Here is a 16,391-nt window from a genome sequence, read left to right as displayed (position 1 = left end):
CATCAGAAGTGACCCCACAGGAGAACGCTTTTCTATTTAATTTACTTCTATAAGATTAGGATATTTATTCCACACCCCTCTATATTGAAGCTATTAGATGTTAAAATAATACAAAATATGTTGAATGGATGTGTAGAAATTTATGCTTAACCCCGGTGACGTTATTAGGTTTGATAAAGAAAAAGATTTTACACATGTTAGACCCTTAGGTAGTGGAGGAACGGGAGATGCGCATTTACTTAAAGATGAAACTACTGATATGGAGTTTGCATTTAAAAAGTACGCACCAAAAGATGAAGAGCATGAGGATGAATATTTCAGACGCTTTGTAGACGAAATTAAAATTTTATTTTTAATATCCCACCCTAATATAGTGAGGGTTTATAACTATTACTTGTATCCTGAACATACACTGGGCTATCTTCAAATGGAATATATAGATGGAGACCCAATTGATCAATTCACACCTATTTTTAGTGATTGGGAAGAAATTTTCACCAAAACAATATCTGCTTTCGAGTACTTAGAATCAAAAAATATATTACACAGGGACATTCGTCCGGCAAATATATTAATTGATAAAGGTGAGGATGTGAAAGTTATTGATTTTGGTTTTGGAAAAAGGTTAGTTGGTCGAGATCAAGATGGGAGAAGTGTTTTATTAAATTGGCCAGTAACACAACTCCCAAATGAAACGGATGTTGATGGGATTTACAATCACCAAAGTGAGATTTATTTTGTTGGAAAATTGTTTAGTAGTATTGTAGGTGAAGATCAAACTAGTTTTAAGTTTCAACCTATTATCACTAAAATGATCCAAGTGGATCCAAATGAAAGGTATTTATCATTTCGCGATATTTCCGTTGATATATCTGAAGGAGCACTTACAGAAAACTTTTCAGCAGAAGATAAGGATATGTATAGGGAATTTGCTACGATACTTTCCCAATATTTAAATCATCATACGAATAGTTACGAACCTATTAAAGATCCTAGTACTGTGTTAAGTCGATTATATTCTCTTATTCGGTATAGCTCTCTTGAAGACTACATCCAGGACAATGGTAAATTAATTAGATGCTTTGTTGAAAATGGTTATTCATATAAAACTCGTAACAATATCCCCGTTTCAACAGTCGTTGATTTTTATCGTTTTTTTAAAAGCTTAGCATTGTACCAACAAAAAATAGTATTAGATAACATAGATATGAGATTATCCCAGATCGAAATAGTATTCGATATAGAAGATGATGACTTACCATTCTAAAGATATGAATGGTGTGAAATTCTAAAATAATTTCACCTTTCTATATACAATTGTCTCTACTATTAATCTCAAAAAATGACCCTATGAGAGAACGTTTTTCTGAGAAACGTCCCACTCATAGAACGATTTTTTGGGTAACTTAAAACATTTGGTTTTGTGGCTTTAATTCCTTTTTTAGAAACGATAGTTCTCAGCAAAGCATTAGTGATACAACGTGTTATATGATATATCACATGGCATGCGTATCTCGTGCCATACGACGTGCACAAAATATCGGCATGAAATATCGCACCGTGTACGCCTTTAAAACAATCTTTACGGCATGCGTTATCACATGTGTACGCGGTGTGAAACGTCGTGCGAGAGGCGCGTAGTTTACTGCACGTCGTCATGTCCTTTCATACGCCGTACGTACGAGATGCGATATCTCATGAAAATGGACATAGTGTGCATCTGGTGCGTGATCACGTGCGTATCTTATATGCATGACGTGCGGCACGAGATATGTAGGATAAAGAACGGCGCACGTTGTGTGTGTTTTGTGCTACACGCCATACGTACGAAATGCACACGGGATATCACACCATGTGTGAATCAATTCTCTTCCGTAACTGAAATGGCCGGATCTTTTCGCCCAACAGACACACCCGCTTCTCTTTTAAATACCAGACCTCTCTTCGCCTGACGCACCGTGAACCCCGGACCGTTATCCCTATATGGGATAACGGTTCTTTTTTTCGGTCAGCTAAGCCCTTTAAACCCCTCTCCTGACAGCGTTTCAAGGGCAACCCGTGACTTCTGCGCGGGTCCCGCGCCCGTCGGTGGTTTCGCCTGCCTTCTCTCGCTGTCGCTCGTATAACCGCTCCGGGCTTCCCGCCCTGAATTCACGCAAGATCCTTACGTCCGAACAGCGCGGAGCCTTCCTCCGCTCGGTGGTTCTTGTGGACTTTTTTAGCCTGTACTTCGTACGTACAAGATCGTTTTTTGTGGCATACAACCGCCTCGCGTCGTCCGCGCTGTCGTCCTCCAGGAACCTTTCTTGAAGGTCTCTTCTGACGATCCGCTCCGCTTCTCTATCGTCTTTTTTGACAGCTTCCCCTACACCCTTTTCTCGGTAACTCCCCGTCTTTCTCATCGTCATAAATAGGCCGTTCCGGGCATCCTTCGCCACGCCCTGCACGTCTAGCTGAGCACGAATCCCGCACCGCAACTCCGGCGCGAAAACACGTCCCTCTGCTGTCGCTTTCGGGACGGAATTCGCGCCGAAAGGGGTTGACGGACGCGTCATACGCCAATCGCGCCTGATGGAGCCTGGCGGATTTTGCGATTCGCTTAACGGCGCGGTTTATCCGAGGTAGAATCCGTGACGGATTCTGGGTTGGCATCGCCTCGATATGCTGTATCCCTTGGCACGACTGGCTCGGTGCGGTACTCGCTCGGGGAGGCGGATTTTCGTAACGTGTAGGGGAAAGAGCATAAGGGAGACGTATGACAAGCCACCCTCCGGGTGTTTGTCAGTCAGCATAGCTGACCGTCTCCCTTACGGCGAACATGAACGCTCCGCGTCCCTGTTCTTGGTCCTTTCGCTTGCGCTCCAGGACTGCTCATTCGAAAGCTCCTACCCGTCGCTTTCTAGTTTAAGATCAAGGGCCAAATCGCTCCTTCACTCCCGCAGCGATCCATCCGGATCACTGTCTCCGTTTCGGGGAAAAGACCCTTCCTGATCCGTCTGTTCCCTGCACAAAGCTCCGCCGCTTTGTTCGTACACACACGAAAGGCATCTCTGTACGTACGCCGGTGTGGTTATCTACGGTGTATTTTCACTTTATTTAAACGAATTATGAGGTCACTTCACTCTGATCTAAAAGGTAAAAAGTGCTAAAATAAAGAGAGTAATGACTATTTTGTTGTGATTCTAAAAGGAATTGTTAGCTCTGCGAGGCTAACTTTTAACATAGGAGAGAAAGAGGGGAATTGTTTGGAGCGTTATCATTTGTATTTGGATGAAAGTGAGACTCATTATAATGGTTCCAATAGAGTTTTTTGCCTTGCTGGTATCATCGTAAAAGAGAAAGATGTACCTGAATTAGAAAGTTCTTTGGATTCTTTAAAAAGAGATATTTGGAAAGATCAGCCTAATCCGACTAGCCTAATACTTCACGAGAAGGAAGTAAAAGAGGTTGAAAAAAGTAGAATAAATGTGAGAAAAGCTAAACCAGAGTATCGAATCTTTAGAAGAAATGGAGCTGTTCGTAAGCTCTATAAAGGTTTAGAGAACATAGTTGAGGATACATCTTGTACAGTTGTTGGTGCTGTAATAAAAATGGATGATCTCAGTTCATATTATAAAGAGGATATTAGTTCTCATAATTACCTTATTGCAATGCAAATGATTCTAGAGAATTACTGTCATTTTTTGGAGAGTGTTCAAGGGCACGGCAAGGTATTTTATGAAAGCAGAGACCTTGATCCGAATGCTAAAGTAAGAATGCATTATCACCACGTAAAAGCTATGGGGTCTATGTACGTAAATGCTTTTGCGATGCAAAAGCATTTAGGGGAAATTGAATTTCCGGATAAAACTGAAAATAATGCTGGATTACAAGTAGCTGATTTTGTTCCTAACACTTTCGCTAGAAAGGCTGCTGGATTTAAAAAACATAAGTTTAGTATTTCTGACGTAACTCGTAAGTCAAGATATGACGGCGGTTTGCAAAAGAGAGAGAGGTTTGGGGTGAAAGTAATGCCATAACATATATTCAATTAGTTTTTTATTTACACCGCAAACAAGTATGTTATAATTCAATTATAAAGGGATTGAAGGACATTGTGACTCAACACACATGCTTAATCGCGTGGTAGATCGGAACGCCCGGTCTCGTTGTCTGTAGCATACAACCCCTTTATTGTTTTGTGCTGAATACTTTTTCTAAAGTTGAATAGAATTGAAATTAAAGAATTGAAGGATGTTGCTTTTGCACGTGAGTAAAATCACGGAAAGTTATGCTTATGACTTTCATCATCCGTATTATACAATTCTGGACGGAAGAGTCGCCTTTCATTATGAAGGGCGACTCTTTTTATTTAAAGTTATACTATAATATCTATCTCTTTTGTAGTAACGAGTTGATACAATGAAATTAATGATAAAAATGTAAGGTTTTATTCAAGTAAAATGAAAGGAGTGTACTATATGGCGACGGTTCAAAAGTGGGGCAATAGTTTGGCGGTTCGTATTCCTAATGAATTCGCAAAGAATTTAGGGATAGTAAATGGATCTGAAGTCAAACTACAGCTTCTCGATGGAAAGATGGTTATTAAACCTGTGAAAACCAAGCCAACCTTAGAGGGTTTGTTAGAAAAGGCAAAAGGTAAACCTAATCCTCACTTGGATTATGACTTTGGGAAGTCGACAGGGAAGGAGTTCATTTGAGCTTAGGCTTTTCCAAAAGGGGCGAGATCTGCTTTTAAGACATGGATATGCATCTTGGCTTTGACAAGCAGGTGCTCGCCCATATTTGAGCTTCATCTGAGTTAGATTGTATATCAACAATAATTATACTTAGTAGCAACTCCGAACATAATGGAGTAGATAATTTCTCTACTAAATGGGACTTATAATTATGGATGGACGGTGCAGTCACAGAATTCGATGTAAACTTTCGGAACTTGTTTAGGTGATCTTTGTATTATTGCTTTCGCAATTTCTTAGACTCTTCAATTGGTTCGTTTTAGGAGACCGCTCTGTTGCAATGAATTGAACTATGATCCAAGAAAGCTTATTTAAATCCAACACAGGGCTAAATAAAAACATTCGCACCTGCTTGTACAAGTAAAATCCTCTACTCTCATGAGTAATTAATCTCAAGATCCCCCACTTGAGCACTGTGGTTTCGATTAAACTTTATGGAACTTTCCAGTATTTAAATCAATTATATCCCCCATAGAAATAGATGATTTAAAATTCTCACCATATTCATCATTTCGAGTTTGTTGGTCATATTTAAATGAAATATTATAGTATCTACCAGACTTAGTTTTTGGTACTAACTCATGGTCAATCAAAAACTTAGCTAAACCCTTAAGCGCTTGTTCTTCATCAGTAGAATACCAGATAACCACCCATGAGCCATCTTTTGAATGTGGGTTAAGATGAGTCATATCAAGATCTGTGTGTTTAATTAATGGGGTAATGTCTTGTTTTATTGCTTTCAATATTAACTCTTGCATTTCATATGAAATATCACCGTGGCCAAACGTCATAAACTTTCCTATATTATCTGTTTCTTCAAATGCCGGACTCTGAATAGTGTTAGTACCGTAGTAACACCATCCACCAGTCTTATAACTTACTAAATTCTCTCTCATCTATCTTCCTCCTCAATTTTATCTTAACTAATAACTTGATACATTTGCGGTAGGTCTAGTCCTTTATGTAATCACTAGTTAAGTATGTAGTAAATCAAATATAACATAAGTGGATATATTTACTAATTAATGATTTAGCTGACTAATTATAATTACGTTCGCAAAAGTACACTTTTACGAACGCTCGAAGAAATAAGAGAATTGATGATGAAATAACGTTCGTAAAGGTATTTGATTTAATCGCGAACGTTCGGTTTATTTTGTATACATTTACGAACGGAATGGATATAATTGAAGGAGGGAAAAAGGAAAAGGAGTGTCCCCTTAATATGGAGAGTAGACAATACGGATATATACGAGTAAGCAGTAAAGATCAAAATGAAGAACGTCAGATTGCTGCTATGAACGAAAAAGGGATACATAAACGTGATATTTTTATTGATAAAGTGAGTGGCAAGGACTTTGAGAGAGAACAGTACCAGCTCCTGAAACGAATTCTTCGGCCGGGGGATTTACTTTATATTCATTCCCTCGATCGTTTTGGTCGCAACAAAGAGGAGATTGTACAGGAATGGAACACCATCACAAAAGAACTTCAGGCTGATATCGTTGTATTGGACATGCCCTTACTCGATACGACCCAATATAAAGATAGTATGGGAACTTTTATTGCAGATCTTGTATTACAGATCCTTTCTTGGATGGCTCAGGAAGAGCGTGATCGTATTCGAAAGCGACAGCGTGAAGGTATTGATTTGGCTATGCAGAACGGAAAGAAGTTCGGTCGACCGAATGCACAAATTACCGAGGCGTTTGTGGAAGCTTATCATGAATGGAAGAATGGAAGCATCACTGCAACGGAGGCTATGAAAAAATCTGATGTTAAAAAAACTACGTTTTATAAGCTTGTGAAACAGGTGGAGAGTTAACCTTTATAAACCAATAAAAGCAACAAAGCGATCATCGTATGATGATCGCTTTGTTAGTGTAGCCACTTAACAATTTATCGGTATCTACTTAGCGTGATTTCTATACGTAGTTGTACATCCCCCCCCCCCGTGAAATAGGAAGAGAAAAAAGGGGGTCACGAGAACACGGTTTTACATGGGAGTTTATATACTACTTTAACTCACATAACTAACCATCAACTTAGCAAGTATACTACTTTCTGCTTCTGTAGGCTCTGTTTAGAAATAGACTTCGTCAGTTCCTGGGGCAATTCATAGGTTGACCCTGCTCCTTTTCAAAGGAAAAGGGGGGTCATTAGAACACGGTTGAACAACTTAATACTTGTGATTCAATTTAATTCACATAAGTTAAGCCTTATTAAAATAGTTAGCTTTTGCTTCCTCAAAAATTCGAGTAGGTATTTTATCAGCCAACTTAAAAGCAGTCTTTTCATTTGCTTCAAGGACTTCGACTAGTCTTTCAATTTTATCTTCCGTTGGAATAACCTGTCCTCTTTCGATTCCCATAGCATATTGTGGTGTAATTCCTACTCTCCGTGCCATTTCCGAACGACTTAAATTTCTTTCTGCTCGTTTATCTTTAATGTATTGTCCAAACGTTGTTGTACCCATAGTTTTCAACCTCCCCAAACTTCTGATTTAAAGATTTTTTCAAGAATCTAATAACTCTCGTTACTCGCCATTAACTCAGCTTGTTGAACAACGGTATCAATCGCCATTTGCTGCAGATCAGGTGGATAACCATACTTTTTCAAGAGGCGTTTTACAGTTATACGCATGTTAGCTCTTGCCGACTCACGTAAGTTCCAGTCAATGCTCATGTTCGCTTTGATGGACTTCGTCAGCTCATGGGCGATGGCTTTGAGTGTTTCATCTCCCATTACTTCTTCTGCTGATTTATTGTTTGATAAGGCATCGTAGAAAGCAACTTCATCATCTGATAACCCGGATTCTTCACCCCGGTTGTAGGCCGCGTTAACTTCCTTAGCGAGTTCAATGAGTTCTTCGATGACTTTTGAAGCTTCGATTGTTCTCTTATTGTACTTATTCAGAGCGTCTTCTAATAGATCAGAGAATTTCTTGGACTGAACCAGGTTTTTACGTTGGATATTCTTGATTTTTCCTTGTAGCAATCGATTTAATAGCTCAACGGCCACATTCTTTTGAGGAATAGCCTGCACTTCCTGTAAGAACCCGTCTGAAAGAATGGAGATATCCGGGTTCTCAAGACCTAAGGAGCCATAAATATCTACTACTTCTTCTGAAATAATAGACTTCGAAATTAATTGATTGATTTGAGAGTCTATTTGGCTGCCCGTCTTTTTCTTTTTTCCTTCCGGTAACAGCTTTATTACTCCGGACTTTACCGCTTTAAAGAAGCCAACCTCTTCATTTAACTGCTGTGCCTGAGGGGTTGTGGCACACAAAGCATAAGCTTTGGATAATTCAGTCACAAGGCGAACAAAGTCTTTCTTTCGTTCTTCTCCAAGGCCGAGCACATAATCGACGGTTTCTATAATGGCTTGCATACGCTCAGTTTGTTTCTCGGAATAGAACTTCTGATAATCGTGACCATGTAGCATATTCTGCAGTAGTTCATACTTCTCTTGCATAATCTCTGCTGCTAGATCTGTATCGACACCCGCATTCTTTTGGTCGCTTTCCGTGTATTGTTTTAGTGCTTCTTTTAGGTTATCGGCAAAGCCAATATAATCGACTACTAACCCTCCGGGTTTATCTCGGAAAACACGGTTCACTCGGGCGATAGCCTGCATGAGATTGTGGCCTTTCATCGGTTTATCAATGTACATCGTATGCATAGACGGAACATCAAAACCAGTGAGCCACATGTCTCGTACAATAACGAATTTTAATGGGTCTTTGTTGTCTTTCATTCGCTTAGCCAGGTATTCTCTTCTCCGTTTATTCCCTGTGTACTTATGCCAATCTTCAGGATCACTGGAGTTTCCGGTCATAACAATTTTGATGGCCCCTTTATCGTCATCGTCGCTATGCCAGTCTGGACGAAGTTTGATGATTTCTTTGTAAAGATCAATGGCAATCCGACGGGACATAACAACTGCCATGGCTTTCCCGAACATGGCTTCTTGTCGACTTTCAAAATGATCGACCATGTCCTTTGCTAATCGTTGTACGCGTGACTCTGCCCCTGCTAGCGCTTCCAATCGGGACCACTTTGATTTCAGTTTTTCCCGTTCATCAAACTCCTGGTCTTCGGTTAGGTTATCGAGTTCTGTATCAATATCCGTCGCTTCATCTTCTGGCATATCTAATTTAATAATACGGCTTTCGTAATAGATTTTGACGGTCGCCCCGTCTTCCACGGCTTGGGTCATATCATATACATCAATATAATTACCAAAGACAGCTGGTGTGTTTTTATCCTCTAGCTCTACAGGAGTTCCGGTAAAGCCAATGAAAGAAGCATGGGGTAAAGCATCTCGTAAGTATTTGGCAAATCCGTATTTCAATCTGGCTGATTTTTTACTCTTACGCACTTCGGCTTCGAATCCATATTGAGAACGGTGGGCCTCATCCGCAATGACAATCACATTTTTTCGGTCAGTAAACGTTTCTAATGATTCCTCTTCTCCTTCAGGAGCGAACTTATGCATTGTGGTAAATACAATCCCTCCTGAATCGACGGAAAGAAGTTCTTTCAAGTGTTCTTTCGAAGTGGCTTGTTTTGGTTCTTGTCTAAGAATCGAAGAAGACTTTCCGAAGGTGGAGTAGAGTTGCTCATCCAAGTCATTCCGGTCTGTTAACACCACAATTGTAGGATTGTCTGCTCCTAGTACAAGCTTTCCACTATAAAATACCATCGAAAGGCTTTTTCCGGATCCTTGTGTATGCCAGATGACGCCAATTTTACGGTCCCCTTCTTCAGCAATAGCTCGACCTGTTTCTTTCACGGCTTTATTCACGGCATAGTATTGGTGATACGCTGCGAGGATTTTTATTAAATCTTGATCATCTTCCTGAAACAGAATGTAATGCTGAATAATATCTAGTAACGTTTCTTTCTGAAACATCCCACGGATAAGTACTTCGATTTGAGGAATGTTATTTGGCGCAATGGTCTCGCCATCGATGGTTCGCCATAATGTGAACCATTCTTCATTAGAAGTGAGGGTGCCAACCCTGGCATTTACACCATCACTGATCACCATGAAGGCGTTGGTTTGAAAAAGCGTTGGAATGGTAGCTTTATAGGTTTGGAGTTGATTATAGGCTTCTGAAATGCCTACGCTTTCATCGGAGGAGCTCTTCAATTCGAATACGACGACAGGCAATCCATTCACAAACACTACGACGTCGGGACGCTTATTGTTTCGTCCTTCAACCACGGTAAATTGATTGAGTACCAGAAAATCATTGTTTTCTACGTTCTCGGGGTCCAACACCCATAACTTCTCCGTTCGTTCCTCTTCTCCAGCACGGTTTGTTGTGACATCAATCCCATCCGTAAGAAAACAATGAAAGTCCCGATTGTTCATTAAAAGGGACGGGTGCTTCGCTGTCTTTAACTGCCGAATGGCTTCTTCCAATTGATCAGGATTTGCCTGGGGGTTTATCGTAGCTAAGGCAGCATATAACCGATCTTCCAAAATTACTGTTTGATAATCATGGCGTTCCGGATCTCCCCCTTCAGGGGAAAGATCCGGTCCATGAGCAATTTCGTAATTCAATTCTTCAAACCATTCGAGCGTTGCCTGTTCCAGTTCGTCTTCGTTAAACCAAGGCATCGTCTAGCACCTCACTTTCATCATTTAGTTCTATTTCACCGGATAGAAGTTTAGGGAGTAATGTATCTCTCAGGTCACTAAGGGTATCTATTTGAGTTTTTAACTCCTCTGCCTGTTTAAAGCTGCTATCAAGACTCTCATTAAAAATTTTTAATAGCTGATGTGAAGGGATTGGTACTCTGATATCCTTTAAAATCGATAAGCTTACATTGGCTTGGACCCCTTGAACAACTTTCGATTTCACGTCCTCTTGAACATTTCTAGTTTTTAAAAGTTGATAAACCAAATTAAAATACATTGGATCTGACAATCTTATAAAGGCAATTGCTTGATTAATATTACGTTCTTTTTTTAATTTATTTACATAAGATACTCTTCCAATAGTTCCTGCGATTGAAAACAATATATCATTTTCTTTTAATATAGACCTTTTTAATTTATTTTGGTGGATACTCAAAGGGATCTTCTGAGTGTTTTTATAATTAATAACTCCATTGTCAGAAATATCTTTCACTTTTATGAAGTCTACTGCTGATTCATCTATAGCATTATCTATATCCTTTCTGGTAGGGGTAGTTCCTTTCGAAACTGTAGCACCAATATTGCCCAGTTTAGTTATACTCCAACCTTCAGGAATCAATCCAATCTCACTTTCAATCATCTTTCCGCCACTGGAACGATAAGGCTCCCCTTCTTCATTCGGGAATTCAAAATCGGTGAACCAACGTTTGAATAAGGTGCGAGAAATTTCCTGAAGATTTGAAATCATTTTATTGTTCAGCTCAATTTTTTGGTCAAATTTTACTAGAGCATTTGCGATTTTACTTTGTATTTCTAAAGGGGGCATAGGAAACTTTATATTTTTCAAGGAATTAGTGGGTCTAGCTATTGCAGGAACTCCTGTCTGTGATTTATTCACAAGTAATCTATACTGTCCCAAATCTGATTTGAAAAAATAGTATAAAAATAAAGGGTTAACTTTACTTTTATCAACACTAAGTTTCATTTGACTTTGTGACACTATATACTTAAGAAATTTCGAATCTTCGTGTATATAACCAACTTGACCTAACGTGCCTCTGTGAGTGAAAACTAAATCTCCTCTTTCCACTAAACTGCTCTTCAGCTCTTCGGCTTTTTGTTCTGTTAAATAACTAAATTCATTTTCATTCAGCCATATACTAGTCAAGTTCTGCCCTTTTATGACAGGTACCCCAGTTTCTACAAAGTTTTCTGTTTTTATTCTAGAACCAAAAGGTCCCATTGCAACGGCATTTTTTTTATTTGAAATTATGTCTTCAATCTTGACCTCAGGCCATTTATACTCCATAACCAGCCCTCCTCAATGTTAGACGAATCTCATCTTCCAACGTCTTCGACTTCGCAAACTGCTCCGCCAATTCACCCGTCAACCTTTCCATTTTATCTTCAAATGGCTCGCCATCTTTCTCTGCTTCTTCCAGTCCCACATACCGTCCAGGTGTTAAGACATACTCATGGCCTTTAATTTCGTCCAAGATCGCTGATTTGCAGAACCCGAGCACATTTTCATATTCCTGATCATTTGTGCCGCGCCACGCATGGAAGGTGTCGGCGATTTTTTTGATATCTTCACTCGAAAACTCTTTATGGGTACGGTCCGCCATAAACCCTAGTTTCCGTGCATCTATGAAGAGCGTTTCACCTTTACGATTTCGCTGCCCTCTGGCTGCCTTATTACGTGTAACGAACCATATAGAGACAGGGATTTGAGTCGAATAGAATAGCTGCCCCGGTAACGTGACGATGCATTCAACGAGGTCGCTATCGACAAGATTTTTTCGGATTTCCAACTCACTTTTCTGACTTGTCGACATCGAGCCGTTAGCTAAGACGAAACCAGCAGTTCCAGATGGGGCCAATTTCGAGACCATGTGCTGGATCCAAGCATAGTTGGCGTTTCCTTCTGGAGGAATCCCGAACTTCCAACGGGCATCTTCTAACAGACGATTTCCTCCCCAGTCACTGATATTGAACGGAGGATTAGCTAGGATATAATCTGCCTTCAGACCTTTATGCAAATCCCTATGGAAGGTATCGGCATGTTCACCGCCAAGGTTGCTGTCAATGCCACGAATAGCAAGGTTCATCTTGCACAAGCGCCAGGTCGTAGGGTTGGATTCTTGCCCGTAAACGGCGATGTCTCCTAATTTTCCTTGGTGATTCTCCACGAATTTCTCACTTTGAATAAACATTCCACCTGAACCACAGCAAGGGTCATAAATGCGTCCTTTATAGGGTTCAATCATTTCAACGAGTAATTGAACAACAGAACTAGGTGTATAAAACTCTCCTCCGTTCTTCCCTTCAGCACTTGCAAACTGAGCGAGAAAATACTCATAAACGCGACCTAGAACATCACTAGCTTTGCTTTTTTTATCTCCTACAAGAATAGAAGAAAATAAATCGATCGTTTCGCCCAAGCGTCGTTTGTCGAGATCCGGTCGCGCATAGATTTTAGGGAGAATCCCTTTTAAGGATTCGTTTTCTTTTTCTATTGCAATCATCGCAGCGTCGACCATTTGACCAATCTCTGGCTGCTTAGCATTCACTTTAAGGTAAGACCAACGGGCTTCTTTCGGTACCCAGAAGATGTTTTGGGCCAAGTATTCGTCACGGTCTTCTTCGTCCGCATACTCTTCTTCTTTTAATTTGGCATGTAATTCTTCAAAGCTATCCGAAACGTATTTTAAGAATAAGAGGCCGAGCACGACGTGCTTATATTCAGCAGCGTCCATGCTTCCTCTTAGTTTGTCGGCCATTTGCCATAGCTTTTCTTCGTATCCGATATTTGCACCTGTTTCTTGTTTAGCCAAGGTGAATCCCTCCATTAATTGCTTTTATTTAATAGTTTTTCTGTGAAATCATGAATTTGATCTTTTAGTGAATCATTGCTCTGTTCGGTTATTTGTCTCTCGATCTCCTGTACCACTTGTTCCTGCAACTTCAAATCTGGAACAGGAACCGGAAGTTCTTTGATATCCTTTAACCGGATGAATTTTTGTACCGATCCGGAAGCGAGTTTCAATAAATGGTCGACCGAGCAAGAGGTGTTTAAATAATAGAGAAGGAACAAAGGATTCAGTCGATCTTGGTTAACCTGTAACATACTGATATGCTGACTTGCCACAGCCTCTTCTAATTCGTCGGATACGAATCCAGCTTTCCCTACAGTTCCTACTCTTGAGACCAATACATCGCCTTTTTGAACCTTTCCTTTAGCATTGTTTTCGGCGGTTGCCTCGTTTATATATACTCCTTCTTCCATCGAAACGCTGGTTCCGGTCATATCCCTAATACGAATATAAGGAATTCCTTCTTCTTGGTACTCCTTTGAAGAAATGGCAGCACCGGAACGAGCTTTAAGAAGAAGATCTTTCAAATTCCGGGTGGCCTCTACTTGATCGGAGAGAACAGTTGTATATAAAGGGTCCGGGAGGTCGGAGTTCTCTTCTGTTTGGATAATCCCGTGTTCTATGAATCGCTTTTCTACAATACTTTGAACGGATTGCTGATTCTGTTGCTTGAATATCCAGTCCTTATATAATGTTTGGGCCACTTGTTGGTTTTCAGAAGTCGTCTCTATATCAGGGATTTGAAAAGATTCGATTTCTTTTTTTCGAATCGTAGGGATCGCTGTCCCTCGTGCTAACAAACTCAGCTGTTCGTTGACATCATTACTTCTTAATACAAAATACAATAGTTCTGTGTGGTTTCGTTGTTTCGGACGAAGTACAAAAAAGGTGTTGTTCACAATGCAACCATCGAATGTTTCATCAACCACAGCAACGTGGTTTCGCTCTGGGCGAACCGAGGACAACAGGATATCTCCCTCTTGTACTTTCAAAGTTGCTCTGGCAGGAAGATCTTCTCCAAGAACCTCTTTTGGATTGGATATAATTCCATATTCATGGGAAATACTGCTCAAGTCAAGGTAAGAATAAGTTGTTGTCTTCTCGATTTCTTTTTTATCGACGCGTGTAGGGTTGATATTAACCCACTCAAGGAGGGGAATACCTTTGTCAGCTTTCTCTTCCAAAGAAGCCATTAAATAATCGACCGACCAATCTTCGCGTTCCAGTACAGCATAGGGCATAACCTTATAGGGTTTCATTCTTTTGCACCTCTTCTCCATTCACCGAATGCCTCTCCTACCTCGGTGAATTGTTCGATTTTTTCACACTTTGCTAAAAAGACTTCCTCTCCCACCTCATTACTCGATGATTTTTTCCGTAAAATTAATGTATTCATTTTTACACTCGTATAAGGTTTCAACGTATGGGACGGCAAACTAATAATCCCTTCGATTATGCTTTCTTGTTTGATGAAATCCCTAGTAGTTTGGGCACTAGTTGCACTTGAGAACATAAATCCCTCGGGGACTAACACAATCAAATGACCACCGGGCTTTAATAAGGACAAACCTCTTTCTATAAATAACTCAGCTGCAAATAATTGTCCGCGATTTTTAGCTAATTCCAGCGATGGGTACTCCAGGGTACTGCCCTTCACTTTTGCTAAAGGGGGATCCAACACAACCAAGTCATATCTCTGGTTATAGGCAGCTTTTAAGGAATCTGTGGGATGCACCATAAGATTATTTAGGTCACTAATATAAGAAAGGAGCTTCAGGTAATAGGAAGTCTCGTTATCTAATTCATAGGCATCTAACTGTTTAATTAAATTCTGCTCCATCAATGCCAAGGCAACACCCCCATAACCTGCTGTCATATCAAGTGCATGGGAAGAACTATTTAAGCTTAATTGTTTTACAAGTTGAGTGTATAATTCCCGAATAGCTGCTGGAGACATATACTCCCCTGCTACTCCTTTACGTTCAATCAAATCAATAATCAGTAGTCCATATTTGGAATGGGTAGGGGGCAGATTCCCCAATTTTAAAACCATTTGAAGGATGGTTTCCTCAGGTAAGTGAATTATAGAGAGAGAAGTACCTGATGTGAAATGGTTTAAAGCACTTGTCAGTAACAGATTAAAGTCATCTTTGTTTTTAATTGAAAACCATTCCTCCAGCCTGGATTGTTCATGAAGATAAGCTCGAATGGTTAGCCCATAGATGAAAATTTTCCAATATTGATCACTCGTTGTTCCTCCTCGAAGATCGTTGAGTAATTCAAGGAATAGATTTTTTATTTCTTGTTCCTCTGTCATGAAGGCGCGTTGGCTTTGGAATGAAGGCTTCTGAGTCTGCAAAAAAGTATTGGTATCGAACCATATCATCCCTGTGGGAGTAGCTAAGAGAGCATATGGTGTTTGAAAAGCCTCTGCATAGTCCATTAATTGACGCTGTGCATCTAGGCTCGGTGCTTCTTTGACCTCTATAACTACTTGAGGGATGAGCGATCCGTTCTCTTCTACGGTATAGCCAATAAAATCAGCCCTCCGGGTACCGGTCTTTACTTCCTGCTGTATGACCGGCAATCCTGTGTTCCTCACATGCTTTGCTACCTCAAATGGTGAAACACACATTTTTTCTTTCATTGTTCGTCTCCTTCCTGACTTTATTAAGCCGTTTGATTTGAATTCTCTTCTTGGAAAGTCATTAACTTCTGCAAGTAAAAATTGTTTTTCTCTTCTGTCTTGCCTTTGATATATGCTTCTTTGGAAATCGGATGGGCTGTACGTACCCCTCGATGCTTTACACCTGGCATTTGTGATGCCAGGGCGTAGACATCTAATAATTTTGCGTCTTTCCCTGTTACCAAATACCGTGCCACACTGACTTCGTTTCTTTGACCAACATGCCCATAACCACAAACCACTTTCCAATACTTCTCTTCCATTGCTATCACGTTTCCTTTCCATTTTTATTTTGCTTTGCTCATCAGAAGTTGGTCTTGTTGTTGGACGCATTTATATAGATGAAAATTTTATATAATCATTGGCGCGTTATAAAAGGTTTGAAATAAAAAACAATCTTCACAGATGTGTGCCTATCACAGAGAATAATTCATTAAGTGA

At 40.1% G+C, this 16,391-nt stretch carries 12 protein-coding genes; 4 read left to right on the top strand and 8 right to left on the bottom strand.

What is annotated here, in order from left to right:
- The first annotated feature begins 142 nt into the window (after positions 1-142).
- The 3 genes from IEW76_RS20100 (at position 143) to IEW76_RS20090 (ending at position 4,700) form a co-directional block, all read left to right on the top strand.
- The gene (locus IEW76_RS20100; RefSeq protein ID WP_188656161.1) at positions 143-1,267 is read left to right on the top strand and encodes a protein kinase family protein; all 1,125 of its coding nucleotides are present in this window, start codon (positions 143-145) and stop codon (positions 1,265-1,267) included.
- Positions 1,268-3,245: 1,978 nt separating this feature from the next.
- Complete coding sequence (locus IEW76_RS20095) at positions 3,246-4,019, top strand: DUF3800 domain-containing protein (RefSeq protein ID WP_188656160.1); 774 nt, start codon at positions 3,246-3,248, stop codon at positions 4,017-4,019.
- A 441-nt stretch (positions 4,020-4,460) separates the two neighbouring features.
- Positions 4,461-4,700, top strand: coding sequence for an AbrB/MazE/SpoVT family DNA-binding domain-containing protein (locus IEW76_RS20090; RefSeq protein WP_229721319.1), 240 nt, complete (start codon positions 4,461-4,463; stop codon positions 4,698-4,700).
- Between the two features lie 464 nt (positions 4,701-5,164).
- On the opposite strand, the gene IEW76_RS20085 is transcribed toward IEW76_RS20090, so the two are convergent.
- A complete protein-coding gene (locus tag IEW76_RS20085) occupies positions 5,165-5,635 on the bottom strand; it encodes a hypothetical protein (RefSeq protein ID WP_188656158.1) in 471 nt (156 codons plus the stop codon).
- 329 nt (positions 5,636-5,964) lie between these two features.
- Here IEW76_RS20085 and IEW76_RS20080 point away from each other — a divergent pair, with 329 nt between their 5' ends.
- Positions 5,965-6,564 carry a recombinase family protein gene (locus IEW76_RS20080; RefSeq protein ID WP_188656157.1) on the top strand — a complete coding sequence of 200 codons (600 nt, stop codon included), beginning with the start codon at positions 5,965-5,967 and terminating at the stop codon, positions 6,562-6,564.
- A 387-nt stretch (positions 6,565-6,951) separates the two neighbouring features.
- On the opposite strand, the gene IEW76_RS20075 is transcribed toward IEW76_RS20080, so the two are convergent.
- Genes IEW76_RS20075 through IEW76_RS20045 form a run of 7 tightly spaced genes read right to left on the bottom strand, consistent with a single transcriptional unit; the run spans position 6,952 to position 16,213 of the window.
- Entirely contained in the window at positions 6,952-7,215 is a 264-nt protein-coding gene (locus tag IEW76_RS20075) for a helix-turn-helix domain-containing protein (RefSeq protein ID WP_188656156.1), read from the bottom strand.
- A gap of 47 nt (positions 7,216-7,262) precedes the next feature.
- Entirely contained in the window at positions 7,263-10,370 is a 3,108-nt protein-coding gene (locus IEW76_RS20070) for a type I restriction endonuclease subunit R (RefSeq protein ID WP_188656155.1), read from the bottom strand.
- The gene (locus IEW76_RS20065) at positions 10,357-11,700 is read right to left on the bottom strand and encodes a restriction endonuclease subunit S (RefSeq protein ID WP_188656154.1); all 1,344 of its coding nucleotides are present in this window, start codon (positions 11,698-11,700) and stop codon (positions 10,357-10,359) included. The genes IEW76_RS20070 and IEW76_RS20065 overlap by 14 nt, the downstream gene beginning before the upstream one ends.
- Positions 11,690-13,240, bottom strand: coding sequence for a class I SAM-dependent DNA methyltransferase (locus IEW76_RS20060; RefSeq protein ID WP_188656153.1), 1,551 nt, complete (start codon positions 13,238-13,240; stop codon positions 11,690-11,692). The genes IEW76_RS20065 and IEW76_RS20060 overlap by 11 nt, the downstream gene beginning before the upstream one ends.
- Complete coding sequence (locus tag IEW76_RS20055) at positions 13,240-14,523, bottom strand: restriction endonuclease subunit S (protein ID WP_188656152.1); 1,284 nt, start codon at positions 14,521-14,523, stop codon at positions 13,240-13,242. Before IEW76_RS20055 ends, IEW76_RS20060 begins: the two co-directional genes overlap by 1 nt.
- Positions 14,520-15,911 carry an N-6 DNA methylase gene (locus tag IEW76_RS20050; RefSeq protein WP_188656151.1) on the bottom strand — a complete coding sequence of 464 codons (1,392 nt, stop codon included), beginning with the start codon at positions 15,909-15,911 and terminating at the stop codon, positions 14,520-14,522. The genes IEW76_RS20055 and IEW76_RS20050 overlap by 4 nt, the downstream gene beginning before the upstream one ends.
- Positions 15,912-15,934: 23 nt before the next feature.
- Positions 15,935-16,213, bottom strand: a complete 279-nt coding sequence (locus IEW76_RS20045; RefSeq protein WP_188656150.1) for a hypothetical protein — start codon at positions 16,211-16,213, stop codon at positions 15,935-15,937.
- Positions 16,214-16,391 lie beyond the last annotated feature (178 nt).

This window comes from Pontibacillus salipaludis (assembly GCF_014642405.1).
GTDB lineage: Bacteria > Bacillota > Bacilli > Bacillales > BH030062 > Pontibacillus > Pontibacillus salipaludis.
This window is presented reverse-complemented; position numbering and strand designations above follow the sequence as displayed.